General features: G+C 74.8%; 15 protein-coding genes. 7 read left to right on the top strand and 8 right to left on the bottom strand.

The window, feature by feature from the left end:
* Position 1: 1 nt before the first annotated feature.
* The 3 genes from ACF1AL_RS07905 to ACF1AL_RS07895 all read right to left on the bottom strand — a co-directional run bounded on the left by ACF1AL_RS07905 (position 2) and on the right by ACF1AL_RS07895 (position 4,946).
* Positions 2-1,318: an ABC transporter substrate-binding protein gene (locus ACF1AL_RS07905; protein ID WP_391825570.1), complete on the bottom strand. Its 1,317-nt coding sequence runs from the start codon at positions 1,316-1,318 to the stop codon at positions 2-4.
* A 518-nt stretch (positions 1,319-1,836) separates the two neighbouring features.
* A complete protein-coding gene (fusA, locus tag ACF1AL_RS07900; RefSeq protein ID WP_391825569.1) occupies positions 1,837-3,885 on the bottom strand; it encodes an elongation factor G in 2,049 nt (682 codons plus the stop codon).
* Between the two features lie 374 nt (positions 3,886-4,259).
* Positions 4,260-4,946: a DNA polymerase beta superfamily protein gene (locus tag ACF1AL_RS07895; RefSeq protein WP_391779839.1), complete on the bottom strand. Its 687-nt coding sequence runs from the start codon at positions 4,944-4,946 to the stop codon at positions 4,260-4,262.
* 446 nt (positions 4,947-5,392) lie between these two features.
* Between ACF1AL_RS07895 and ACF1AL_RS07890 the strand changes: the two genes are divergently transcribed.
* The 4 genes from ACF1AL_RS07890 to ACF1AL_RS07875 all read left to right on the top strand — a co-directional run bounded on the left by ACF1AL_RS07890 (position 5,393) and on the right by ACF1AL_RS07875 (position 11,616).
* Positions 5,393-6,619 carry a hypothetical protein gene (locus ACF1AL_RS07890; RefSeq protein ID WP_391818616.1) on the top strand — a complete coding sequence of 409 codons (1,227 nt, stop codon included), beginning with the start codon at positions 5,393-5,395 and terminating at the stop codon, positions 6,617-6,619.
* Positions 6,620-7,059: 440 nt separating this feature from the next.
* Positions 7,060-7,890, top strand: a complete 831-nt coding sequence (locus tag ACF1AL_RS07885; protein WP_391825568.1) for a hypothetical protein — start codon at positions 7,060-7,062, stop codon at positions 7,888-7,890.
* On the top strand, positions 7,887-9,041 hold the full coding sequence (locus tag ACF1AL_RS07880) for an ATP-binding protein (protein ID WP_391779836.1): 1,155 nt from the start codon (positions 7,887-7,889) through the stop codon (positions 9,039-9,041). Before ACF1AL_RS07885 ends, ACF1AL_RS07880 begins: the two co-directional genes overlap by 4 nt.
* A 211-nt stretch (positions 9,042-9,252) precedes the next feature.
* On the top strand, positions 9,253-11,616 hold the full coding sequence (locus tag ACF1AL_RS07875) for a hypothetical protein (RefSeq protein ID WP_391825567.1): 2,364 nt from the start codon (positions 9,253-9,255) through the stop codon (positions 11,614-11,616).
* Here ACF1AL_RS07875 and ACF1AL_RS07870 read toward each other — a convergent pair.
* The 3 genes from ACF1AL_RS07870 to ACF1AL_RS07860 form a co-directional block, all read right to left on the bottom strand.
* Entirely contained in the window at positions 11,600-12,625 is a 1,026-nt protein-coding gene (locus ACF1AL_RS07870; RefSeq protein ID WP_391818623.1) for a hypothetical protein, read from the bottom strand. The two genes, ACF1AL_RS07875 and ACF1AL_RS07870, sit on opposite strands and share 17 nt — an antisense overlap.
* Before the next feature lie 105 nt (positions 12,626-12,730).
* Positions 12,731-16,570, bottom strand: a complete 3,840-nt coding sequence (gene fxsT, locus ACF1AL_RS07865) for an FxSxx-COOH system tetratricopeptide repeat protein (protein WP_391825566.1) — start codon at positions 16,568-16,570, stop codon at positions 12,731-12,733.
* 184 nt (positions 16,571-16,754) lie between these two features.
* Positions 16,755-17,006, bottom strand: a complete 252-nt coding sequence (locus tag ACF1AL_RS07860) for a hypothetical protein (protein WP_391658178.1) — start codon at positions 17,004-17,006, stop codon at positions 16,755-16,757.
* A gap of 288 nt (positions 17,007-17,294) precedes the next feature.
* On the opposite strand from ACF1AL_RS07860, the gene ACF1AL_RS07855 reads away from it, so the two are divergent.
* Together ACF1AL_RS07855 and ACF1AL_RS07850 are read left to right on the top strand one after the other, a co-directional pair.
* The gene (locus ACF1AL_RS07855) at positions 17,295-18,680 is read left to right on the top strand and encodes an FxsB family cyclophane-forming radical SAM/SPASM peptide maturase (protein WP_391825565.1); all 1,386 of its coding nucleotides are present in this window, start codon (positions 17,295-17,297) and stop codon (positions 18,678-18,680) included.
* The gene (locus ACF1AL_RS07850) at positions 18,677-20,089 is read left to right on the top strand and encodes an aKG-HExxH-type peptide beta-hydroxylase (protein ID WP_391825564.1); all 1,413 of its coding nucleotides are present in this window, start codon (positions 18,677-18,679) and stop codon (positions 20,087-20,089) included. The genes ACF1AL_RS07855 and ACF1AL_RS07850 overlap by 4 nt, the downstream gene beginning before the upstream one ends.
* A 662-nt stretch (positions 20,090-20,751) precedes the next feature.
* On the opposite strand, the gene ACF1AL_RS07845 is transcribed toward ACF1AL_RS07850, so the two are convergent.
* Entirely contained in the window at positions 20,752-21,330 is a 579-nt protein-coding gene (locus tag ACF1AL_RS07845) for a hypothetical protein (protein ID WP_391825563.1), read from the bottom strand.
* 100 nt (positions 21,331-21,430) lie between these two features.
* Entirely contained in the window at positions 21,431-22,657 is a 1,227-nt protein-coding gene (locus ACF1AL_RS07840; RefSeq protein ID WP_391825562.1) for a hypothetical protein, read from the bottom strand.
* A 146-nt stretch (positions 22,658-22,803) separates the two neighbouring features.
* Between ACF1AL_RS07840 and ACF1AL_RS07835 the strand changes: the two genes are divergently transcribed.
* Positions 22,804-24,954, top strand: coding sequence for an N-6 DNA methylase (locus ACF1AL_RS07835; RefSeq protein WP_391825561.1), 2,151 nt, complete (start codon positions 22,804-22,806; stop codon positions 24,952-24,954).
* Position 24,955: the final 1 nt, after the last annotated feature.

The following is a 24,955-nucleotide window of genomic DNA, read 5'->3' as shown; positions in this document are numbered from 1 at the left end:
CTCACTTCGCCGGCATCTGCTGCTGGGCCTTGGCCAGCTTGGCCTTCACCGAGGCGGTGGTGACGGGGCGTCCGGCGGCGGCGTCGGCGAACAGCTCCTTGACGGCCGTGCCGACCGCCGTCTCGAACTGGGACTCGTCGGCGACCTGGGGCAGCGCGGCGGCGCTGGTGGCGAGGGTGTTCTTCAGCACCGCGTTGGCGGGGGCGTTGAACGCGGGGTCGGCCTGGGCGGTCTTGACCGGCGGTATGGAGCTGTAGGCCTTGTTGAGGATCCTCTGCTCCTCGTCGCTGGTCATGAACTTCACGAAGGAGGTCGCCCCGTCGAGGTTGTGGGTGTTCTTGAAGACGGCGAGGTTGATGCCGGCGACCATGGAGTTGACCTGGGTCCCGCTGCCGGGCGTGCCGGACTGCACCGGGACCGGGGCGATGCCGTAGGCGTCCTCGCTCATGCCCTGGGAGGCGAGGTTGGCGGAGGCGGACTGCCACAGCAGCATCGCGGTGCGGCCCTTGGCGAAGTCGCTGACGGACTGGTTCTGCGCGTACTCGGCGTTGCCGGCCGGGATCACCTTGTCCTTCGCCATGAGGCCGACGTACTGCTCGACCGCGGCGACCACGCCGTCACTGGTGAAGTCGGGCTTGCCGTCGGCGGTGAAGAAGTCGGCGCCGTGCTGCTTGGCAAAGACGAAGACGTGGTGGATGTTCTCGGAGACGTTGGCGCCCTCAGCGCCGAGCACCTGCTTGCCCCCGGCCTGGATCTTCTTCCCGTCGGCGATCAGCTCCTGCCAGGTGGCGGGCGGCCGGGCGATGCCGGCGTCGGCGAAGATCTTCTTGTTGTAGTAGAGGGCGTACGCCATCGAGTACAGCGGCACGGCGGCCGGGTCCTTGCCGACCGTGCCGGTGGAGCCGAGCGCGGAGTCGACGAAGCGGTCCCTGCCGCCGATCTTGCCGAAGTTCGCCGCGTCCCAGGGCAGCAGCGCGCCGGTGGCCTGGAGGGAGGCGCTCCAGGTGTTGCCGATGTTGAGCACGTCGGGGCCCTGGCCGGAGGTGGTGGCGGTGAGGATGCGGTTGAGCAGGTCGGACCAGGGGACGACCTCCAGCTTCACCTTGATGCCGGTCTGCTTCTCGAACTTGGCGAGTTCGGGCTGGAGGACCTTCTTGTCGACCTCGATGCTGGCGCCCTGGTTGGAGGCCCAGTAGGTGAGCGTCTTGGGCGAGTCGTTGGACCCGCCGCCGGTGGCCGACCCGCCGCCGCAGGCCGAGGCCGCGAGGACGAGGGAGAGGGTGACGGCGCCGACGGCCGCGGCTCGGATGCTGCGCATGCTCCTTGTGGTCCCTTCCGGGAAGCTCATCACGTCTTAATTTAGGGCGTGAGTTAATCCGCGAAAGGCAGGCACGTCAAGGCTTTTGGCGCGGATCGTCGAACTCCGGCGCCGGACTTGACGCGCACCTTTCAAGGATGAACCATTCCCCGGCAAGAGGGCGCTCCCCGCAGCCAGGACCGTTCACTTCCCGAAGGACCGGTGTCTCCTCCGTCCCTCCGGGGAGCCGCCCCATGCCTTCCCAACCTCACGGCGCCCGGGGCCCGTCGAGCTCCGGACCCGGCCGCCGGCCGTCCTCGCCGCCGCGGCCGTGCTCCCCCCTGCCGCCCTGGCCGCGGTGCCCGCGGCGGCGGGCCAGTACGCGCACGTGATCAACGACACCGGCGCGCCGGCGTCGGGGACGTCGGGGGCGTCGACCACGCCGTCGGCCGTGGTGTCGTGCCCCTGACGCCGCTGCTCTCCGAGAGGGCGGCCGCCTGCGGCCCTCCCCTGTGCGCGGGGAGGGCCGCAGGCGTGGCTCACGCCGGCGCGTAGCCGGTCGGGCGGGCCGTGAAGGTGCCGCGACCCTGGGTGCGGCTGCGCAGACGGGTGGCGTAGCCGAAGAGTTCGGCCAGCGGCACCGTCGCCGTCACCACCGCCGCGCCCCCGCGGGTGCCGGACCCGGTGACCCGGGCGCGGCGGGCCGCGAGGTCACCGAGGACCGCGCCGACCGCGTCCTCGGGCACGGTCACCGTGACCTCGGCGACCGGCTCCAGCAGGAGCATCGCGCAGCCGCGCAGCGCCTCGCGCAGGCCGAGCCGTGCGGCGGTGCGGAAGGCCGTCTCCGAGGAGTCCTTCACATGCGTGGACCCGTCGGTGAGCGTCACCTTCACGCCCGTCACCGGGTGCCCGCCGAGCGGGCCGCCCGCCGCGAGGGCGTCACGGCAGCCGGCCTCGACCGCGCGGACGTACTCCTGCGGCACCCGGCCGCCCACCACGGTGGAGGCGAAGGCGAAGCCGGTGGTGCCCGGCCCGCCCGGCAGCGGCTCCACGTCGAGGACGACGTGCGCGAACTGCCCGGCACCGCCGTCCTGTTTGACGTGCCGGAAGACGAAGCCGCTCAGCCCCCGGGCGACCGTCTCGCGGTGGCTGACCCGCGGGCGGCCCGTCGTGATCTCCAGGCCGTGCGCCCGGCGCAGCTTCTCCGCCGCGACCTCCAGGTGCAGCTCCCCCCTGCCGGACAGCACGGTCTGGCCCGTCTCGGAGTCCGTGCGGACCACCAGCGACGGGTCCTCCTCGGCCAGCCGGGCCAGCGCGGCCGCCAGGCGCTCGGTGTCGGTGCCGCGGCGGGCCTCCACGGCCACCGAGACGACCGGTTCGGCGACGTCCGGCGGTTCCAGCACGATCGGCGCGTCCGGCGCGCACAGGGTCGCCCCGGCGCGCGCCGTCTTCAGGCCGACGACGGCGACGATGTCACCGGCGTGGGCCCGCTGCACGGGTGCGTGGCGGTCGGCCTGGACGCGCAGGATGCGGCCGACGCGCTCGGTACGGCGTGCGGTGGCGTCCCACACGGTGTCTCCCTTCTCCAGTGTTCCCGCGTACACGCGCACATAGGTCAGGCGCCCGGTCGCCGTGGCGCTCACCTTGAACGCCAGGCCGGTGAACGGGGCGGCCGGGTCGGCGGGGCGTTCCCGGCCGTCCCGCGCGTCCCGCACCGGCGGCCGGTCGGCGGGCGAGGGCAGATAGGCGACCACGGCGTCCAGCAGCGGTTCGATGCCCCGGTTGCGGTAGGCGGAGCCGCACAGCACGACCACGCCGTCACCGGTGAGGGTCAGGTCGCGCAGCGCCCGGGTGAGGGTGGCCGCCGACAGCCGCTCCCCCTCGCAGAACTCCTCCAGCGCCGCCGGGTGCCGTTCGGCCACGGCCTCCTCCAGCAGCCGGCGCCGGCGGCGGGCCTCGTCGAGGACGGCGTCGGGCACCGGGCCCTCGTCGGCCGACTCGGCCCCGTCGGACCAGGTCAGCGCGCGCATCCGGACCAGGTCGACGACGCCGGTGAAGGCGTTCTCCGCGCCCAGCGGCAGCTGCACCACGAGCGGCGCCGGGTGCAGCCGCGCGCGGATCGAGGCGACGGCGGCGTCCAGGTCGGCGCCCGCGCGGTCCATCTTGTTGACGAACGCCAGGCGCGGGACGCCGTGCCGGTCGGCCTGGCGCCACACGGACTCGCTCTGCGGCTCCACGCCCGCCACCGCGTCGAACACGGCGACCGCTCCGTCCAGCACCCGCAGGGAGCGCTCGACCTCGTCGGCGAAGTCGACATGGCCCGGGGTGTCGATCAGATTGACCCGGTGGCCGTCCCAGGCGCAGCTGACGGCGGCGGCGAAGATGGTGATGCCGCGGTCGCGTTCCTGCGGATCGAAGTCGGTGACGGTGGTGCCGTCGTGCACCTCGCCACGTCGGTGCGTGGTGCCGGTGGCGTACAGGATCCGCTCGGTGACGGTGGTCTTGCCGGCGTCGACGTGGGCGAGGATGCCCAGGTTGCGGACGGTGGCGAGCGGGTGGGTGAGATGACGGTCGAGTGCGGTGCGCACGGCCCTCGTTCCTTTCGGAATGAGCTGGGTTCGGGGCAGCGCGATTCCCGGACGCGTCGACCGGCGCACCGGTGAGGTGACGGGCCGTCAGATGTGCGTCGCGGGTCTCCGGTGCCGGCCGCGCAGCGGGCACCGGACGGCCCGGGACACGAGGATCACCTCGTAGCGGGCGCGGGGAGCGGCGACAGCGGTGCGGTCACGCACGGCCTGCTCCCCTCACTCGTGATGCGGTGTCGATGGTCATCGCGCGCCGTCGACAGGGGCGGCGCGCGATGCGTGGCGAGTCTAAGGAGAACGGTGAGGTCCGGGCAGCTGATTTTCCATCAGCTACCGCTGGCGAAGGACCCCTTGGGCCGCTTCCCGGGCGGCCCTTCTCACTCCCCCGGCGTGTAGAAGTGGGCGCGTACCCGGCGCAGCCAGGCGTCGGCCGCCGACTCGTCGGGGTGGTCGGGCAGCGCGCTCGGCGTGCGCGCGAAGGCGTCCTGGTAGTGGCGCAGCAGCGGTTCCGCGGCCGACGGGTCGCGCGCGACCCGCTCGCCGAAGGCGTGGTAGGCGTCGGGGTCCTCCACCCGCACGGTGAGCGCGCCGGTGGCGTACAGCTCGAAGCCCTGCACGCACAGCCGCCGCAGGTGCCGGGCGTGCTTGGCGACGCGCGCGGGCGGGGCGGCGCCGCCCTCGGACCGGTTGACGAGCTTGCGGAACTGCTGGGTGGCGTAGCCGAGGTAGGCGTCGCGGACGCGGCGGGCGCCGAGCAGGGAGGTGCGCAGGGCGATGAGCTCGTCGCCGAGCGGGGTGCGCACCTCGTACAGCTCGTCCGGCAGCCAGACGAGTTCCATGACGGTCGGGTTGCCGCCGAGGGCCAGCCGGCACCACTTGGCCGCCTCGTGCAGGGTGAGGTCCGGCGCGGAGCCGACGTGGGACTCCTTGGGCTGCCGCAGGCCGTGCAGCTCCTCGGTCGGCGCGGCGAACAGGCCGAGCCGGTCGATGTCGGAGCCCTCGCGGGCCAGGCCGTAGGCGGTGGAGCCGACGATGCCGGACAGCAGGACGTTCTTCACGCTCACGAGTCCCCCCGGTGGTGGTGCGGTCCGTCATCATGCACCGCGCCGGGCTCCCGCGACCTCGCATTTTCCGCGCGCCGGGGGCTCGCGGGGCGTCGTGCGCGCCTCCCGGGAGCCCCGCCGTGCCCCCGTGTCACCGGGACGGGTGAGCCGGGCGGCCGGATGCGCCCGGTCGGCAGGGGTGCGCGGGTTCGGCGGCGGGCCCGGACGGGCATCGTGAACTCGAGGCATGACACCGGGGTGCGGCAACGGCGCCGCAGCCCGCGCGCGCAAGGGCGGGCCGGCGGGCGGTCGACTGCCGTGGACACGTCCGGTGTCGGGCTGTCGGCGCGGCGGGTGGGCCCCCTACGATTCACCTGCCCCGCGGCGGCGGGCGCGACGCCGTGCTCAGGCGTCCCCGCCCGTCCCGGACGCTGTGCGGGCCCGGAAGGCGAAGGGGGGACCAGGCCATGGCGACACCGGGGCGCGCGCGTCTGCGGCGGCTCACCGAGGCGGTGCCGGGCCTGGTGCTCGGCGGGGCGGCCGCGCTGGTCGCCGGGGTGCTCATCGGGCTGCCGGTGGACACCACCGGGCTGATGGACTCCGGCGGTTACGTCTTCACGGCGGGCCTGCTGCTGGCGGTCGGGCTCTACGGCAGCACGTACGCGATCGACGTGAAGGCGCTGCGGGCGGACCTGACCGGGGTGCTCGTGGCGGTCACGCTCGGCGTGGTGCTGAAGGCGGCGCTGATCGCGGGGACGATGCTGCTGTTCTTCCGGCGGCCGGAGTCGCTGGTGCTGGGCATGGCGGTCGCGCAGATCGACCCGTTGTCCGTCGCCGCGCTGGACCGCGAGGGCCGGATGTCGCCACGGGCCCGGTCGCTGCTGAAGGCGTGGGCGTCCTTCGACGATCCCATGACGGTCCTGCTGACGCTGTATCTGGCCGGGTACGCCTACCGGGCGGCCGGGCACACCGGGACACCGGAGGTGGCCGCCGGGGGCGCCGGCGGATATCTGAGCGGGCTCGGCCTGAACGCCGCGCTGCTCGGCGCGGTGGTGGCGGTGTGGTGCGCGGGACGGTGGGCCGCCGGGCGGGCGCCCGACACGGCGGCCGTGCGGCGGGCCAGGGGCACGGGCGCGGTGCTGCTCCTGGCGGCCCTGCTCGTGCTCGCCGCGACACGGCAACTGATGCTCGCGGTCGCCCTCGCGGGGCTGGTGGTGCGCTCCAAGGCGGTGAGCACGGCGGTCGACCGCGCGGTCGGCGCTGCGTTCCTCGCCGCGTTCCTCGCGCTGGGCCTGCTGCTCGCGCGGGGCGTGTCCTGGACGCAGGGCGTCGTGCTGGGCGCGGCCGCGTTCGCCGCGCAGGCGCTGGTGGCGCTGCTGGTGCTGCCGTTGTTCGTGCGGGGCCTGCCCCGGCGTGACCGGATCGCGCTGGGGCTCGCCCAGCAGAACGGCATCACCGCCGTGCTCATCGCGCTCACTCTTGAGCGTGATTTCCCGGGCACCGCGGGCACGGTCGGACCGGCCGTCCTCACCGTGAACGCCCTGTACGGAGCGGGTCGCCTGCTGCAGGACCGCCCGCCCCGGCTCCGGGCGCTGACCGGTCTGCGGGAACTCGCGAGCGCCACGATTCGTCACTCTCCGTACAACCGCCGGGCTCCGCAGCCGGAGCCGGCGGACGAACGGACGGCGGCGTAGGGCCGGTTGGCGGGGCGGACAGGTCTTCGCCGACCGGCGGGGGCGGAAGGGAGCGAGGGAGAGACGGCGGTGCCGCGCAGGGTGGTGGCACCGAACGCAGGGCGGTGGCGCCTGATGCAGGCGGTGGCGCCGAACGCAGGGCGGTGGCGTCGTGCGGTGGGGTTCGCGCCGGGTCCGACCCGGGCGTGACGGGCCCGACCCGGGCGTGACGGGCCGGACGTGGGCGTGACGGGCGAGGCCGAGGCGAGGACCGGGCATCGTGGTGGCCGGACGGGGAGAGGCGTATGAGGCAGGGGACGGGACACGGTCGGCGGAGAGCGGCGCGCGCGGGCCGGCCGCCCGGCGTCCGGTCCGCGGCGCGGGCCGGCGCTCCCCCACGCCGCCCGCGCCCCCCACGCCGGGTCCGCCCGTCGTACGCGGCGGCCTGCTCGGCGGCACTGGTGCTGCTGGCCGCCGGCGCCGGACCGGCGTGCGCGGCGCCGCGCTCTTCCTCCGAACGGGACGTACAGCTTGTGTACTGCCTGGACGGGCCGCACCGGGCGGGTCTCGTCACCGCGGGCGTACGGCTGAAGGTGCTCGCGCCGGGCAGTACGGCCGTGCCGGACGCCGTGCGGCCCGTCGCGAGCGCCGGCCGGGGCGGCGGCGGGCCCCTGACGCTGCAGCAGTGGGCCGAGCGGCGGCGGGACGACTTCGGGCGGGCCTGCTCGGCGCTCATGGCGGCCGCCTCCGAATCCCCGGGCACGGCCGCCCAGGACGACGGCGGGGGCGGCTGGCTGGCGGACTTCCTCAAGCAGCTGCCGCTGCTGGCCGCCGGTGCGCTGCTCACCCTCGGCGGCCAGGCCTCCGAGCGGCTGTCGGCCGAACGACGCCAGTTCCGGCAGCAGTTGGGCGGCGACGAGAGCGCGTACCGGACGGCGGTGCACGACTACCTCGCCGCGTACGAGACCGACGAGCGGGCCGAGCACACCGCGGTGCGCGCGGCCCGTACGGCACTGGCCGGCACCCTCAACCGGGTGCCCGGCCCGCGGGCGCGCCGGGAGGCGGCGCGGGCCGCCGCCGACACCCTGCCGCTGGCCCAGCCGCTGCGCGGGGACCGGGACGGCTATCTGCTGGACACCGAGGGCCGTGTGGAGTACGCGGAGGAGCAACGGAGCGCCATGGAGGACCGGCTGCGACTGATATCCGAGCTCAACCGGAGCAAGCTGTACTGGAGTTGGCGTACCGTGCGGGACCGGATCACGCGTCGGGACACTGCGGGGGCGGCCGTATGAGCGGGGGCGAGCACCACCCGAACCCGTTCGGGGTGTACGTGCCGGGCAGCAGGGGCCATCTGCCCGGGATCCCCGCCGTTCCGCGCGACGACCATCCGCTGGTGCCGTGGGCGGAGGAGGAACACGCCGGGCAGTGGGTCGACGTCGACCATGTGCGGGAGCAGCTCGAGGAGTTCCGGCGCTGCCTGGACCGGCTGCCCGAGATGATCATGCCGCATGTGGACCGCGGCCACCTGGTCGTGGTGACGGGTCCGGTCGGCATGGGCAAGACCACGCTGATCCATCAGTGCATCCACCTGGCGCACCAGTACCTCGCGGACCTGGACGAGCAGGCCCACGGCACGCCCGCGTACGAGCAGGGCTGGCGGCCACCGCGCCCGGTGGTGGCGATGACCGGCGGATACGTCAACTACGGCAACGACGTCAGCTGGGACGAGCGCGGCGACTTCGCCGAGACGCCGGGCATCAACGCGGCCATACGGGACAAGATCGCCGAGGCGCTGCGCGGGTACTTCCCCGGGGTGCCGTTCGACCCCGTGATCGACGGCAGTGACGTGCACAAGGCGTTCAGCGCGATCAGCGCGCTGCTCGCCCAGCAGAACTGCCTGCTGTTCGCGATCGTGCCGCACATCGACTGGCGGGACGCGGGCGGCGAGGTGCGCGGCAAGTTCCTCAGAACGTGCCTGAGACACGCCCAGAGCCGGATCGTACTGTTCGTCGAGATCAGCCATCAGCATCCGCACACCGCCCACGAGGTGGTCGGGGACCTGCTGCCCTTCCCGGAGGTCACCCATCTCTCGCTCGGCTCGCTCACCCCGGAGGACCCCGTGAAGTTCACCGAGGCCGTGCGCGGCGGACATCCCGCCGTGGACGACACCCCGCCGCCGGCGCCCGACGTCGCGTGGGAGCTGCTGGACGTGCGGCAGCTGCGCAAGGAGTGCTTCGAGGCCGCCGAGCGCCAAAGACGCCAGGGTGGCCGCGTGCGGGTCACCGCCGCCGACCTGCGGGCGCCCACCCTGGACCCGGCGGCCCTCGGCCGCAGCACGGCACCTGCCCCAGCCCGTCCGCCGGGCCAGCGGTCCGCACCGCAGGCCGACCGGCGGCCGGCTCCGCCCCCGGACCGGCGCTCGGCGCTGCCGCCCAGCCGCTGAACCGACGGGCGCGGCGCCGAGGCCGTCCCGGCCCGGAGCGGGCACTCCCGAGGCTGTCCCGGCCCGGAGCCGGCACTCCCGGGGCCGTCCCCGCAGCCGGTGCCCCGGCACCTGCCGGCCCGTGTCCCCGCACCGCACCCGCACCGCACAGGAACCGCACCCGCCGCCGCTCGCACCGCCGACATCATTCGGAGAACCGAGGAGTGCCACCATGGCCCCAGACAGTGGAGACCTCTGGCACGAGAACCCCTTCCCGCTGAGCCCGGTCGTGCGCCTCGGACCGGCGTCCGACCTCGGGGAGCCGGCGGCGGTGGCGGCCGACTCGGGCAACGCCCACCTCGACACCCCGCTCGTCACCGATCTGCGGGCCCTGGTCGCCGACTACTTCGCGCCACCCTCGGCGGGCGGCCGGCGCGGGCGGGCGGTGGCCCTGGTGGGCGGGTTCGGGCTGGGCAAGAGCCACGCGCTGCGCCGCACCTACCAGACGGTGCGCGAGCGGCACGGCGAGGCGGCGATGTGGATCGTGGACGAGCCGGCGCAGGACATGGGGCGGCTCTACCGCGACCGGCTGCGCGGCCCCGCCGACACCGCGCAGGGCCGGCAGGCCTTCGAGGAACTGGTCCGCGACTACTACGCGTACGTCACCGCCGCGTGGGTCGGCGGCGAGGAGGACGACCCCCGCCGCGGCACCCTGCGGGAGATCGCGGCCGGACTGCGGGACCGCACGCTGGACCCGGACAAGGTGGTCTCCGCGCTGCGCTACGACCCGGAGGTGATCCACGCCGACCTGCGCGGCACGCTGGGCGAGGTGACCGAGCACCGCCGGTTCGCCACCGCGCTCGCGCTGCTGCTGCAGCCGCCGTTCCGCCGCATGGTGTGGAACTGGCTGAGCGGCGAGGAGCCCGCCGAGCCGCTGCGCGAGCGCGGCATCACCGAGGCGATCGGCCCGCACCCGGGCCGGGCGGACACCGCGGCCGGCATCGACCGGGTCTTCGACGCGCTCGCCGTCCAGGGCTTCCTGCACGGCCGGGTCGGCAACCCGTACGTGCTGCTGCTGGACTCCCTGGAGAAGGTGCTGGAGTGGCCGGAGGAGAACCGGCGCACGTTCATCGACGCCTTCGAACGCCTCGTCAACATCTTCACCAGCCACGGCGGTCTGCTGGTGTTCTGCACCTCCCCGGACGGGCTGCGGGCGCTGCGCGCCAGTGTGCACGAGCGGGTGGTGCAGCTGTGGGCCAACGGCCTGGACGCGCGCGACACCCGGGCCCTGGTCTCCCGCTATCTCGCCGCCGCCGGCACGCCGGGCTCGGAGGCGAGTACGGGTACGGGTACGGAGGCGAGTACGGATACGGACGCGGGCACGGGTACCGGCGAGGGCGCGGATTCGCCTGTGATCGGTACGCCCGACACCGGTCCGCCGGACACCGGCCCGTTCGACGAGGAGGCGCTGCGGCTGCTGCCGGAGCTGACGGAGGGCGTGCCGCGGGAGATCCTCAAGACGTGCCGGCAGGCCTGGCAGATCGCGGAGGTCGACGGCGCGGTGCGCCGGATCCCGGGCTCGGTGGTGCTGGCGGCGGTGCGCCGGCTGCACGAGCGGGTGACGGACCGTCAGGTGCTCGCCGACCTGCACGAGGCACTCGACCTCGGGCAGTGGCGGATCGCCTCCCGTGACCCGGTGCCGGCCCGTCTGTCCCGTTCGGCCGACGGCCGGGAGGAGGTCGTGTACTGGCTCTCCCCCGCCCAGGACGCCTACATAGCGGTGATCCGCGCCCGGTCGGTGCTGCGCGCCGACGACGCCGAGCGGGTCGCCGCCCATGTGCTGGGCCTGCGCAGCGCGGTGCGCCCGGGCCGGCTGGAGGCGCTGCTGGTGGTCAACGGCCTGGTGTCGCAGGCGATGCAGGACCGGCTGGGGCGGGCCATCGGCTCGCGGCCGCTGGTGTACCGGCAGGGCGGCTTCGCGGTGAGCGCGCACGAGGCGCTGCTGCAGCTGGAGCGGCGCCTGGTGGAGGAGCGGCGCGAGGAGGACCTGCTGGAGCTGGGCGAGCGGATGCGCCGCGACCTGGAGCTGCAGACCGCCCGGCTGGACCAGATGCAGCGCACGCTGGCCGGTCTCGCCCTGGACACCCGGCCCGTCGCCGCGTCGCCGGACCATCCGCCGCGCGGCAAACCGAAGCCGAACACCGCGGGGTTGCCCGGTCCGGTGCGGCGCCGCTTCCAGGACGCGCTCGCCATGCTGGAGTCGGTGACCGGGCGGGTCGCGGGCCGTGCCACGGACCGGGTGGGGGCGACGCCGGCCGATCTGAGCGTGCTGGGCTGCGCCACGCTGGTGCGGGAGCTGACGGAGCGGTTCCGGGGCGCGGTCGCCGACTGGGCCGCCGGGAGGGCGCCCGGTGCCGCACGGACCGAGGACGAGCTGAGCGAACTGCGCCGGATCTGCCGGGAGTACGAGTCCGCGGTGGAGGTGCTGCCGGTGCATCTGCTCGGCGGCGCGGACCAGCGCCACCGCCTCACCCCCGCCCGTACGGTGGAGTCGCTGGCGGAGGAGGTGTGGGGGACGCTCAGCGCGGCGTCGTGAACCGCCGCGGGTCCGGTTCGTCGCCCAGGGCGCGGGCCAGGCCCGCCAGGCGCTGTTCGGCGTGGCCGACCTGCCGCTGGTCGAGGGTGACGCCGAGCAGGAAGGCGTGCGGTGACGTCCAGTGCACGTGGACGGCGCCCTCCTGCACGTCGAGGACGAGCCGGTCGAGGGGGGCGCGGCCGGGGACGGGCGGGGCGATCAGGCCGAGCGCGTCGGTGAGCCGTACGACATGGCCGCGCAGGCTGCGGGAGAGGTCCCGGTAGGCGGTGCGCCGGGTGCGCACGCTGACGTCGATGAAGCGCGGGCCGAGTTCGCGGGCGTCGAAGACGTCGCCGACGCAGACCAGCGTCCAGTCGCGGTAGTAGCCGGCGTAGTGCAGATCGGTCGTGTTGACGTGGGCGCGCCACAGGTGGCGCAGTCGTTCCTCGTAGCCGGTGTCGGCGGCGGCGCCGGTGCCGAAGTCGATCCGCGGGCCTTCGGGGGCCGGGATCGAGGTGAGGTGCGCCTTGGCCACCGGGTCGCCGCCGAGGAGTTCGTCGGGCAGCGAGTGGATCTCGGTGCGGATGCGGGTGACGAGCCGGTTCATGGCGGCGTCGGTGGCGGGCACGCCGTCGCCGAGGTCGGTCACCGCGGCGAGGAACTCACCGGGCCGCGCGCGGCCGCCCCACAGCCCGCCGCGGGGGCCGGCGACGACCGTGCGCATCAGCTCGCCGGTGCCCAGCGGGCGCAGCACCAGGCCGAGGTCCTGGGCGCACAGCAGCAGCCGGCTGCCGGGCAGCGACTCGCCGGAGTCCTCGTCGCCGGGCTCGGTGACGAGGCTGCTGAGCGGTGCCAGCGGTGCGCGCAGCACGGCGAAGTCGAGGATGCCGTTGCTGTAGTGGCACAGGCTGCGTATCGCGGGGGTGGCGGCGACGGTCTCCTCGCACATCTCGGTGATCACGCCGTGCCGCTTGACGGTCCAGTGGGACTGCTTCAGCGTGCTGGTGCGCTGGGGTGCGGGAGCTGCCACGGGTACGCGCCTTTCGGTGGGGTGGGGCTTGCTGCGGGTGGTGCGGTGGGGCCGCCGGCACCCCGGGGGTTGGTGCCCCCGGAGGGTGGCTCCCGGCGGCCGGGGTCACAGGCCGGGCAGCTCCAGGTCGATGTCGTAGCCGGAGGGCGGCGCCGGGCGGGCGGCCGTGCCGGTGAGGTGGTCGAGGTGGAGGGCGACACGGCGTCCGTCGGGCCGGTCCGCCACGCCCAGGTCGCCGAGCCGGGCCAGAGCGGACCGGGCCAGCTCGACGGCCTCGTCGGTGCGGCCGGCCGCGGCGAGCGTGGCGGCGAGGGAGTTCTCGGCGGCGGCGACCCAGGAGTGGGCGCCGCCCAGTTTGTGGGTGAGCAGGTTGAGCCCGGCGCGGCCCACCTCCTCGGCCGGCCGCAGCGCGCCCATGGCCCGCAGGTAGACGCCCTGGCGGACATGGCACAGACCGGTGTACGGGTGTCCGGCGCCGAAGCTGCGGGCGAAGACGCCGGCGCACCGGCGGGCCTGGGCCTCGGCCTCCTCCGCCTTGCCGAGCGCGCCCAGGTCGGCGGCGTAACTGAACTGGCAGCGCAGCGTGTCGAAGCGGGCGGCGCCGAACCGGGCGAGGTACTCGGTCAGGGCGCGCCGGTCGCGTTCGTGGGCGCGTTCGTAGCCGTAGCGGGGGTCCTTGACGGCGGGGAAGCCGTCGGCGAGCCGGCGCTCGCTCACGGCGAGGCCGACCTCGGTCCACAGCCGGTCGCGGCCCCAGGAGTCGCCGAGCCGCCGCAGCCGCTGGCGCAGCAGGTCGCGGGCCTCGCCGTCGCGGCCGGTGGCCCGCAGCAGATAGGCGAGCAGGTCGGCGGAGTCCCAGGCGACCGGGTCGTCCTTGCCGCCGACGGCCTGCCGGTAGCGGAAGCGTTCCTGGAGCCGGGTCAGGGCCTGCGCGGCGCGGCCGGTGAGCGCCTCGGTGAGGGCGAGGTTGTGCTCGACCTGCACGGTCGCCGGGTGCTTCCAGCCGAGCAGCAGCGTCAAGCCGTCCAGCGCGGGCCGCAGTTCGAGCAGGGCGTCCTCGAACCGGCCGAGGGCGCGCAGGGTGGCCGCGTAGGAGTCGGCGGAGAGCAGGGTGCGCGGGTGGGTGATGCCGAGGAGCCTGCGGTGGCCGAGCAGGGCGTCCTGGGCGAAGCGGCGGGAGGCGTCGTAGTCGCCGCGCAGCCGGTGGGCGCGGGCGGTCAGGTTGAGCAGCCGCAGGTACTCGGGGGACTGCTCGTCGTCGTCGGAGTGCCAGGCGGTGCGCGCCTGCGCGGCGATGTCGAGGAGGCGTTCGAGGTCGGCGGCCTCGGCGCGCTGGCTGAGCGCGTTGAGGTGGCGCAGCAGGGAGCGGCGCACGCGGGGGCGGGTGTCCTCCCACAACCGCAGCGAGTACACCTCGCGGGCCCAGTCGGCGGGCAGGTCCTGGCTCTCCTGCGGGACGTACTCGGCGAGCACGCCGCGCAGGACGGACTCGATGTGCGCGCGTTCGGCGTCGCTCATGCCGGCGCGGATCAGGTCCCGCAGGCCGTGGTGCTGGGCGAGCGGCTGGGCGGCGCGGTCGAAGTCGACGTCGAGCAGGCCGACCTGGGCGAGCGCCCACAGGGCGACGCTGACCATGTGCTCGTCCGGCAGCTGGACTTCGTCGGCGTGACGGGGGCCGCCGGTGCCCGCCACGTCGTCGTCGCGCGCGAGTTCGGACAGGATGCGGCGCGAGCGCAGCAGCTCCAGGCCCATGCCGCGGCCGGTGAGCAGGGAGGCGGCGTCCAGCAGCCAGCCGAGCGCGTCGCGCTGCGGGGCCTCCGAACGCCAGGCGGCGGCGCCCTCGGTGGTCTGGGCGAACCGCCGGGCGACGTGCACCATCACGGCGACCGGCGTGGCCGTCCCGCCGCGCCGCATCAGCTCGGTCTTGCCGGCCCGGTACTCGGCGAGCAGGTCCCCGACGGCGTCCCGCACCGCCGCGTCCTGCGTCAGGTGGTCGTGGCGCCGGTGCCCCGCGGCCCGTTCGGCCAGGCAGTGGGCGGCCAGGTGCAGCGCGTGCGGCACGAAGTCGACGACGCTGCCGACCTGCCCGGCCTGCCGCTCACTGATCTCCGGCACCCGCTCGGCGAGCAGCGCACGGCTCTCGTCGCCGGCCATCGGGGACATGGGGTACGACCGGAGGCGGGGGCCCGGGCCGACGGGGGCAGCGGGGCTGGGGTGGACGGCGGGCGGGTCGTCCTGGGAGGCGGAGGCCTCGCCGCCCGGGGAGGGCGCGTCGGCGAGGGCGCGCGACTCGGCGTCGGCGACGGACGGTTCGCCACCCGGCCGGACTTCCTCCCCGTCCGCCGCCCGGAGCACGGCGACGGGCCGCTCCCCTCGCTCCTCCTCCGTCGCCGGGGCGGTCCGGCTGGTGATCAGGACGTGGCCGTGGTCGTGGGGCGTGGGCAGGAGACCGGTGAGGGTCGCGGGGTCGGCGACGCCGTCGTAGACCAGGAGCCAGCGGGTGGGCTCGTCGGGGCGGGAGAGGCGGTCGAGCAGGCGCGGGACCGTGTCGCCGGCGGTGTCGGCGGGTCCGAGGCGGTCCTGCGGCGTGTCGAGACGGCCGGCCAGGCGGCGCAACCCGCGTTCGACCCGCCCGCGTTCCCACGCCCGCACCCACCACACCACGTCGTAGCCGGAGCCGTGACGGTGGCACAGTTCGTGCGCGGTCTCGCTCTTGCCCCAGCCGCTCGGCCCGTGCAGCACCAGGCAGGCGCCGTCCCGCCCGGCGTCGCGCAACCGGTCCTCCACCGCGGCCAGCAACTCGTCGCGGTCGATGAAGGAGCGGTTGCGGGGGCCGATGTTGTTCGTCTCCGGCAGCCGTGGGAAGGGGGCCGCGCCCGCCTGCTCGGCGGGCCGTGCGGCGTCGAGTCCGAGGCCGGTGTACAGCAGCCGCAGCGCCTCCTCCTCGCCGGCCTCGCGCAGGTCGATGCGCTCGTGGTGGGCGGCCGCGGCGTACGGGAACGGCTCGTCGACCAGGACGATGCGCACATCGGTGTGGGACAGCGCGCCGATCTGCCCGAGCAGGGTCTCGTCGGTGCCGTCCGGTGCGAGGAAGAGCAGGGCGGTGCCCCGGTCGGGGCGTTCGCCGGTGTAGGTGTCGGCGCGCCGCAGCCGGGTGCGTACGCCCCTGGCGGCGAGCCGGTCGCGCACCCAGGCGGCCCAGGGGGCGTGCCGGGTGGAGTGGACGACGGTGACCTCGTCGAGGCGGGGGGCGCGACGGGCGCGCAGCCAGTCGGCGAGCCGCTCGTAGTAGGGGCGCAGTCCGATGACCGTGCCGGCGTCCTCGGACTGGACGGCGAGGCTGCGCACGTCCTGGTAGAGGGGGTTGTAGGGGACCTCCAGGAAGGGGATGTCGGCGTCGCCGAGGGCGGCGGCGAGCGGACCGAAGCGGCGCCGTACGCGTTCGCGGGCGTCGCGCAGCCGGTCGTGGACGCGCACGTCGCTCTTGAGGCCGAGGGTGAGCAGCCGCACGGGCCGCCGGGCGCGCCCGGTGAGGTCCTCGGCGAGGGCGGCGGCGCCGTCGATGGACCAGGCGGTCATCGCGAAGCAGACGACGAGCGCGTCGGCCGGGGCGGCGGTGCGGGCGGGCTCGTCCGCGTCGGGCGTGTCGGGTACGGGCGCCTCGATCAGGACGTGGTCGTAGGCGGCGGCGACGGGGTCGGCGGCGAGGGCCGCGAGGGGCTGTCCGGCGGGCGGGCGCGCGAGGGTGACCTGCCCGGGCGCGGGGGGCGGCAGCGGCGCCGGGTCGGGGGCGCCGGTGCGGCAGTCCACGAGCAGCACGCTGCGGCCCGCCTCGGCGAGGATGTCCGCGACGTTGCGCAGGGTCGTGCTCAGACCGAGGTTCTCGGAGGCGGCGACGAAGACGGCGAACGGACCGGTGCGGTCGGGGGAGTTGACGTCGGACATGACCTCTCCGCTCGGCGCGGCACGACGGGACGGTGCGAGGGGCAAGGAGGCGGTACGGCAACGGGGCGCGGGCGGCGCCGGACGGGGCCGGAGCCGCCCCACCGCGGGACAAAACGGACGCTCGGGGGGTGACAGTACAGGGCGGGGCCGGTGGCGTCACGGCCGCGGCTCCGTGTCCCGGTGCTCACTGGCTCTCTTTGTGCCCGGTGACGAACGGGTCGCCCTCGGCGCAGCTGTCGTGGACCCGGCGCAGCAGCGCGTCGAGCACGGAACCGGGCAGGGTGGCGACGTCCTGCGGGGAGAGCCCGGCGATGTCCAGGACGACGGACTCGACGTCGCCCGCGCCGGCGTCACCGCCGCCGTCCGCCACCCGCCGCCCCGGCGCGCGTCCCGCGACGCGCGCCTCGGCGGAGGCGGTGCCCTCGGCTGCTTCCACGGGGTCACTCCCTGGGGTCTCGTGGCGTCGTGGAGCACCGGGCAGCCGCGGGCCGCGCCGGCGTCCATCGTTTCAGCGTAACGCCGGGGCACCCCGCGGCGGCAGCGTCCGGACGCCATCCGCGCACCGCGGTGTCCGGCCAACTCCCCCGCCTCCCACCTGCGTTGTCTCATTAGCGATGTTGACGGTGCACCGACGACCCCCGAATACTGGTCGTCGGACGGGCCGGACGGGTGTGCCGCCGGCCCTGCGAGCGGGGCCCGTGGCGAGGCCGTCGGGGGGAAGCGGATGAGTCGACCGCCACTGCGCCGCGCCGAGCCGCCCTGGCCCACGGCCGCCGACGTGGCGGCGCGGCGGGCGGCCGGCTGGAAGCCGTATCCGCTGGATTCCTTCGTCCTGAAGGTGCACAGCCGCTGCGACCTGGCCTGCGACTACTGCTACATGTACCGGGCCCGGGACACCGGTTGGCGCCGGCAGCCGCGCACCATGGCGCCCGCGACGGTGGAGCGGGCGGCCGAGCGCATCGCCGAGCACCTGAGCGCGCACGGGACCCGCGAGGCGGGCGTGGTGCTGCACGGCGGCGAGCCGCTGCTCGCGGGCGACCGGGCCCTGGCCCACACGGTGCGCACCCTGCGGGCGGCCACCGGCGACGGGGTGCGGCTGCACGTGTCGCTGCAGACCAACGGCGTCCGCCTCACCCGCCAACGGCTCGACCTTCTCGGCGAGTTGGGCGTACGGGTCGGGGTGAGCACCGACGGCGGGCGAGCCGCCCACGACCGGCACCGGCGCGGCGCGGACGGCCGCGGCAGCCACGCCCGGGTGAGCGCGGCGCTGCGACTGCTCGCCGGCGAGCCCTACCGGCCCCTGTTCGCGGGACTGCTGTGCACGGTCGACCTGGCGAACGACCCGGTGCGCACCTACGAGGAGCTGCTGGCGTACGCCCCGCCGTCCGTCGACTTCCTGCTGCCGCTGGGCACCTGGCACGTCCCGCCGCCCGGCCTGGACCCCACGGGCCGGCGCACCCCCTACGCCGACTGGCTGTGGGCCGTCTTCACCCGCTGGTACGACGCGCCGGTGAAGGAGACGCAGGTACGCCTGCTGGACGACCTGATGGCGCTGCTGCTCGGCGCGCCGGTGCGCACCGAGTCGCTGGGCCTGTCCCCCGTGCGCTACGCGGTCGTGGAGACGGACGGCTCCCTGGCCCAGGACGACGCGCTGCGCACGGCGTACGACGGGGCCGCGCGCACCGGCCTCGACGTGTGGCACCACTCCTTCGACACGCTGCTGGGCCACCCGGGGATCGCGGCGCGCCAGTGGGGCGCGGACGGGCTGTGCGCACAGTGCCGCGCCTGTCCCCTGCACCCCGTGTGCGGCGGCGGCCACTACGCCACCCGCTACCGCCGCCCGACCGGCTTCGCCAACCCGAGCGTGTACTGCGCGGACCTGACCGCCCTGATCACCCGGGTCCGGCGCCGCCTGGCGGCGGACCTGGGCGGGGCGGTGGCTGCGGCGCCCGGGGAACCGGGAACCGCCCGTGCCGCCGGCTCGGTGCCCGCGACACGCCGTGTCGGTGGGCCACCGCCCAGCGTGCCCGGCCCGCTTCGTGAGGCGGGACGACACTGCGGCCGCGACGACGGCCCCCGGACGACGCCGATGAGCGCGGAGGTGGGATGACGTCGTCGCCGTACCGGATGCCGGCGCCCTACCGGATGCCGGGCGCGATGTTCGACGCGGTCGCCGCGGGTGGCGGTGGGGCGGAGGCGTTGCGGCTGCTGGCCCGCGCCGAGCACAGCCGGCGTCTGGCCTGCGCGTGGGCCGTGACCGAAGCGGCGGGCCGGGCCGGCGGCCGGGTCGCCGAGGACGCCGGGCGCGCCTGGGAGCTGCTCACCGCGGCCGCGCGCACCGCGCCCGATGCGGCGGCGGCCGTCCTGACGCATCCCACCGCCGGCCCGCTGCTGTTCGAGGTGCTGTCACGGCTGACGCGTCCGCGCCGGGGCGAGGAGCCGTCGGTGGCCCGGTTCACGGCGCTGGCGGCCGCGGCGGCGGTCCGCGCCGGACTGCCGGGGCGTACGGCGCTGCCGGTGGACGGGGTGTGGGTCGCGCTGCCGGGGCTGGGCAGGGCGCGCTTCCCGGGCGCGACCGCCGCTGACCGCGCGGAGGTGCGCACCGATCCCGAGGGCGGCTCGCGCATCGTGCTGCGCGCGCCGGACGGCACGGAGGACACGGTCGTCCTGCCCCCGGCGCCGTACCGCGGCACGCCGATGCCCCCGAGCCCGTACCCCGGCACGGGCCGCTGGCACGGGGCGCGTCTGCTGACCACGCTGGAGGGCGGCGCGTCGCTGCTGCTGGACGTGGTGGACCGGCCGTCGTTCCCGCACGCGGCCGTGCGCCCCGACGGCATCGGCCCGCGGGAGGCGGCCACGTGGGCGGCGGTGGCACGGGAGGCGTGCGCGCTGCTGCGGGCCGGCCATCCGCAGGTGTACGAGGAGCTGGCGGCCGGGGAGCGCCTGCTGGTGCCGCTGGACCGGCCGGGTCCGGGGATCGTCAGCGGCAGCAGCGCGGAGACCTTCGGCTGTGTGGCGCTGTCGCTGCCGCCCACGGCGGCGGGGTTCGCCGTGACGGTGGCGCACGAGATGCAGCACAACAAGTTCGCGGCGCTGCTGCACCTCTTCGACCTGTTCGACCCCGGCGGCCCGGAGCGCTTCTACGCCCCCTGGCGTCCGGATCCGCGCCCGCTGCTGGGGCTGTTCCACGGGGCGTACGCGCATCTGGGCGTGGCCCGCTTCTGGAACCGCCGCCGCGAACGCGAGGCCGAGGCGCACGCGCGGTTCGAGGCGCACGTGCAGTTCGCCCGCTGGCGGCTGGCGGCCCGCGAGGCCACGCTCGTCCTGCTGGCCTCGGACCGCCTGACCCCCCTGGGCCGCCGCTTCGCGGACCGCATGCTCGACACCCTGGACGCCCTGTGCCGCCTCCCGGTCCCGCCCCCGGCCCTGCACCGCGCGGAATCCGCGGCCCGAGCCCACCGCGAGGCCTGGCACGACCGCCACGGCGGCACGGAGGGGGAACGGATGCTGACGGCGTAGTCGCACAGAACCCGAGCGGGAGAACCAAGCCCCGTGCGGTGCAGAGGCGTAAGGGGCAGAGGTCGTGACCGCGTTCGCCGGCCTACGGCGGCAGGCATTGACATCGAGAGTTGTCCCCGCCACCGAACACGGCAAACCGGCAAGGCAGTTACCCTCACTGATCTACCGTGGCGTCATGACGTCGAGACCTCTCCCTCACCTCACTCCGACCGGCACCTGCTGGTGCGGCTGTGCCAAGAAGGTCGGATCGGGGTCATTCTTCGCTCCCGGCCACGACAAGGTGGCAGAGGCAGCGCTGCTCGCTGTCGAATACGGTTCCTCCGTCGCCCAGTTGCTCCACGGACACGGATATGGTCCGGGGCACTCGGTCAGCGCGCGGGCCGTTTCCGAGGGCGTATGGCGAAAGTGTCCGGCGTGCGACTACGTCGGCGCACCGGCGAGCATCTCCAACCATGCGAAGCGGGCTCACGCCGCCCCGGCCGACCAGCCCTGACAGGCCACCTCCGAGGGACCGGCCCGTCATGTGTCGCCTGCCTGGGACTGAATGAACAGGGGTGCATCAGGCGAAACGGCGAGCCTGTTCCGGAGACCGAGGCGTTGAACTGCCGGCTCCGGAACGGACATCGGTCCTGGGCTCACGCTGCGACATGGAACGCCGGGCCTCAGCCGACCCGCTTCCACTCCTGGCAGCGGTTGGTCTTGAAGTACTCGCCATTGTTCAGGGTCACGCGACCCGGCCCGTTGAGGTTGTTGTTGGCGATGATGGAGCCGAACTCGCCGCTCGCATCCTTGGCCCGCTCCCAGTAGCAGCCGAACTCGTTCTCCGGTCCGGCCGTCTTGTAGGTGCCGGCCTTGATGTCCTGGCCGACCAAGTACTCGCCCTCGCCGGAGAAGGCGACCGCCGGACCGGGCTTCTCCGTCTTCTTCGGCTGCGCCGTCACCGTCTCGGTCTCGGTGACGGTCGGTGCAGGCCGGGGAGTGCCGGCCTCGGCGGTCTGGGTGACGGTGACCGTGGGGCGGGGTGCGGCCTTGGCACTGGCGGTTCCCTCGCCGGGCTCCGCCGAGCCACCGCTGGTGCCGATGCCGACGCCGATGAACAAGGACACCAGAGCGACCGCGCCGTACTTGAGCCACCGTCTGCCCTTGCGCGCGGGCAGTACAGGGCCGGTGGGTGCGCCGGCACCGAGCGGCCCGACACCCTGCGGGCTGTGGTCGGGCGGCGGCGGCTGGTGGAAAGTCATGGTGCGCTCCTTTTCGTGTGTGGGTGCGACGCGGATGGGGACGTGATGCCCGTGCAGAACAGGCATCGGTGGCAGGCCGGACCGTGGGGGCGTGACGGGTTCAGAGGCCACGGATCCTGCGGCCCGCCTCGGTAGCGGGGTAGAGGATCGCCTCGGCGACCCGGCCGCCGGAGTCCTTGACACCTCCGCTGAAGTTGAGGCGCCCCGAGGTGCCGGTCTTGGCGGCGACCCCGTCCCAGTACTTCACCTCCCGCTCCCAGTGGACGCCGTCGAGGAGACGCACCAGGTCGTCCGTGCGGAAGGCGGATGCCGGATCGCTCCACGGCATGGTGTGGTGGACGGCGATGCCGATGCCGGCGAGGACGGCGGGCGCGGTGATGGCGCTGCGCTCGGTGAAGTCGCGTGCGTGGCGGGCGATCAGCTGCCCCAGGATGGGGACGACGGCGGATTCCACCTGCTCGGGCCCGTACCCCGTGGGCAGTTCGTCCTCGTGCAGCGACTCGGCGGACCGCTGGAGTCCGTTCCGGCCGTAGATCGCGGTGACGACCAGGGCTCGCAGCGCGGAGAGGGTGACGACCTCGCGGTCGCTCGCCGACACCTGGCGCTTGCTGGCGTTCACCAGTCGGGCGAAGGGAATGCGCTGCCCATCGATGTCGACCCGCACGGAGTCGGCGACGATGTGCGCGAGCCGGGTGCCGAAATCGCGCTGGTCCATGGACATGGCCAGGTTCTTCGCGACGGCCACGCCCTCGACGTTGCGGTCGTAGAAGATCTGCCGCGCGTCGGCCGGCGAGAGGTCGACGTACATCTCGAAGGGAAGCCGCACCTGGGCGAGTTCCGGGTACGTCAGGCCGTGCGCCTCCGGATTGTCGTACAGGTCGTGCCAGGCGGTGGTCTGGGTCTCGCCGTCGATGGCGACGACCATCGTGCCCGGCGCGACGGTGAGGGTGCGCAGGCCGCTGCCGGGGGCGAGTTCGTCGCTGAGTGCGGCGAGCGGTCCGGCGTGCCACAGAGTGACCGGCGGCGTGGACCAGGCGGCGCCGAGCTCGCCCTTGAGGCCCGCGGCGATGTACTCGGCGTACGGGCCGACGTTCTTGCCCTTCTGCGAGGACTTGAGCGTGCGCTGCACCGTGGCCCGCAGTTCGGCGTGCCGGCGCACCAGGCCCGAGGCGGCCTTCAGCCGGCGCGGGTCCTCCTCGGCACGCGGCGACGGCACGAGCTGGACGAGCGTGGGCACGGACATCGTTCCGACGACGGCGTCCTCGCGGAACGGCATGACGGTCAGCTGAGTGCCTTCGACGACGGCAGTCGGCATGGTCAGGCGCATGAAACTCCCCCCGGCGATCAAATGCTTCCATGTGGAAGCGATAATAGGTAAGCACATCCGTGAAAGCGCCGTCAAACAGGAATGCGGGGTTGACGGCTGCTGTATCTTGTTAGCTGTCCACTACCGAGAGGCTCAGGACTTCCGTCATGCCGCAGCCATCCGCCCAGGTCACCGCCGCAGAGATCTCCCGTATCGCAGGGGTCACACGCGCGACCGTCAGCAATTGGCGCCGCCGGCACGAGGACTTCCCCGCCCCGTCCGGCGGCACGGACAGCAGCCCGCTGTACGACCTGGAGTCCGTGCGCGCCTGGCTCGCCTCACGCGGGCACACGTCGGCGGCGAACCCGTCGGAGGAACTGCGCACCACCCTGCGTCTGCGCGCGCAGAGCGGCGCACGTACGTCGGAGAACCTGCTGCTCCTCGTGCTGGCGGCGGGCCGCTCGCCTGAGGAGCTGACGGCTGTCACCGAGCTGCCGGACGCGGACCTCGCCGCCCGCGCACAGCGTGACGCCGGCTTGGTGACCGACTCCGTGCCGGGCGGGGAGGCGGTCCGTTTCGAGGCGGGTGACGCGGCGGTGCTGCGCGCGCTGTACGCGTGCGTACGTGCCGAGGGCAGCCAGGCCGCGCTGGAGGTGCTCGCCGAACGGGAGTTGGAGGAGAGCGCGGCGTCCGGCGCCTACCGGACCCCTGCACCGCTCGCGGACCTCCTCGCCGGCCTGATCCCCGGCTCGCCGGCCCGCGTACTCGATCCTGCCTGCGGCAGCGGAACCCTCCTGGCGGCCGCCGCCCGCCGGGGCGCACGCAAGCTGTACGGCCAGGACACGCTTCCGGTACAGGCCCGGCGCAGCGCCGTGAGCCTGATGCTGACGGCTCCGGAGGCAGAAGTCACCGTGCGCGCCGGCGACAGCCTTCGCGCGGACGCGTTCCCCGACCTGCTCACCGACGCGGTGCTGTGCAACCCGCCGTACGGAGTCCGGGACTGGGGCCACGACGAGCTGGCGTACGACCCCCGCTGGGCGTACGGCGTGCCGCCTCGCGCCGAGTCGGAGCTGGCGTGGGTGCAGCACGCCCTCGCCCACCTGGCTCCAGGCGGCTACGCGGCCCTGCTGCTGCCGCCGGCCACGGCCGGCCGTGCGTCGGGGCGTCGTGTACGGGCGGAGCTGGTACGCAGCGGGGCACTGCGCGCGGTGATCGCGTTGCCGGCGGGCGCGTCGGTGCCTCTGCACATCGGACTCCAGGTGTGGGTGCTGCAGCGGCCCGAGCCGGGCGGCCCCGAGCGCAAGTCGGTGCTGTTCGTGGACACGGCGACGGATGCGTCGGCAGCGGCCGGGCACGGTGGGGCCGCAGTGGCCGCGCGGACGAGGGGCGGGAGCCGATCGGCCTCGGTCGACTGGGAGGAGATCACCGCCCGCACCCTGCGCGCTTGGCGGACCTTCACGGAGAACCCCGACGCGTTCGAGGGCGAACCCGGCGTCGCCCACGCGGCCGGAGTGGTCGACCTGCTGGACGACGTGGTGGACCTGACCCCTGCACGACTGGTACGGGCATCACGGGCCGACATCGATCCGGCGGAACTGTCGGCCGACGTCGACGCCACACGCCGCGATCTCGTCAAGGCTGCGAAGTCGCTCGCGCGCGTGGCCGGAGTGGAGAACTGGGACGCTGCGGGCGCGACGGCACGCGAGTGGCGTACGGCGACCGCGTCCGACCTGGCTCGCGGTGGGGCGCTGACCCTGCTGCGCACGGTGCCCGAGGCTGGGCGTGGGCGCGCGGAGGACGGGAGCGGGGGGTCGGCCGGTGCCCGCGCGGTGCTCACGGGCTCGGACATCGCGCGTGGGTCGGGGCCCACGGGCGATCCGGCCGAGCTGCGCAGCGACACGGCGCCCGTGATCGCCGTCGGGGATGTCCTCGTCCGTGCGGTCGCGGGCGGCGAGGGCTCGATGGTCCGTGTCGCGGGCGAGGAGGAAGCGGGCGCGCTCCTCGGCCCCCACGTTCACCTCTTCCGGCCGGACCCGGACCGCCTGGACGCCTGGTTCCTCGCCGGTTTCCTGGGCGCGGAGGACAACATCGCGGGCGCGTCGACGGGCAGCACGGTCCTGACCGTCAGCCCGGGCCGGCTGCGCGTGCCGCTGCTGCCGCTGGAGGAGCAGCGGCGGTACGGGGCGGCGTTCCGGCACGTGCACGAGCTCCGGGCCGAGGCACAGCGGGCCACACTGCTGGCGCAAGAGACGGCACGGCTGCTCACGGGCGGGCTGACCGGGGGGCAGCTGCTTCCATCCGGCGATGAGACTTCATAGG

It is taken from the genome of Streptomyces sp. NPDC014801 (assembly GCF_043082085.1).
Classification (GTDB): Bacteria; Actinomycetota; Actinomycetes; order Streptomycetales; family Streptomycetaceae; genus Streptomyces.
This window is presented reverse-complemented; position numbering and strand designations above follow the sequence as displayed.

Coding starts and splice junctions, on each gene's coding strand:
- ACF1AL_RS07840 (WP_391825562.1), bottom strand. CDS start 22,657: ATGCGCCTGACCATGCCGACTGCCGTCGTCGAAGGCACTCAGCTGACC.
- fxsT (WP_391825566.1), bottom strand. CDS start 16,570: ATGTCCGACGTCAACTCCCCCGACCGCACCGGTCCGTTCGCCGTCTTC.
- ACF1AL_RS07835 (WP_391825561.1), top strand. CDS start 22,804: ATGCCGCAGCCATCCGCCCAGGTCACCGCCGCAGAGATCTCCCGTATC.
- ACF1AL_RS07875 (WP_391825567.1), top strand. CDS start 9,253: ATGGCCCCAGACAGTGGAGACCTCTGGCACGAGAACCCCTTCCCGCTG.
- ACF1AL_RS07890 (WP_391818616.1), top strand. CDS start 5,393: ATGGCGACACCGGGGCGCGCGCGTCTGCGGCGGCTCACCGAGGCGGTG.
- ACF1AL_RS07905 (WP_391825570.1), bottom strand. CDS start 1,318: ATGCGCAGCATCCGAGCCGCGGCCGTCGGCGCCGTCACCCTCTCCCTC.
- ACF1AL_RS07880 (WP_391779836.1), top strand. CDS start 7,887: ATGAGCGGGGGCGAGCACCACCCGAACCCGTTCGGGGTGTACGTGCCG.
- ACF1AL_RS07855 (WP_391825565.1), top strand. CDS start 17,295: ATGAGTCGACCGCCACTGCGCCGCGCCGAGCCGCCCTGGCCCACGGCC.
- ACF1AL_RS07845 (WP_391825563.1), bottom strand. CDS start 21,330: ATGACTTTCCACCAGCCGCCGCCGCCCGACCACAGCCCGCAGGGTGTC.
- ACF1AL_RS07850 (WP_391825564.1), top strand. CDS start 18,677: ATGACGTCGTCGCCGTACCGGATGCCGGCGCCCTACCGGATGCCGGGC.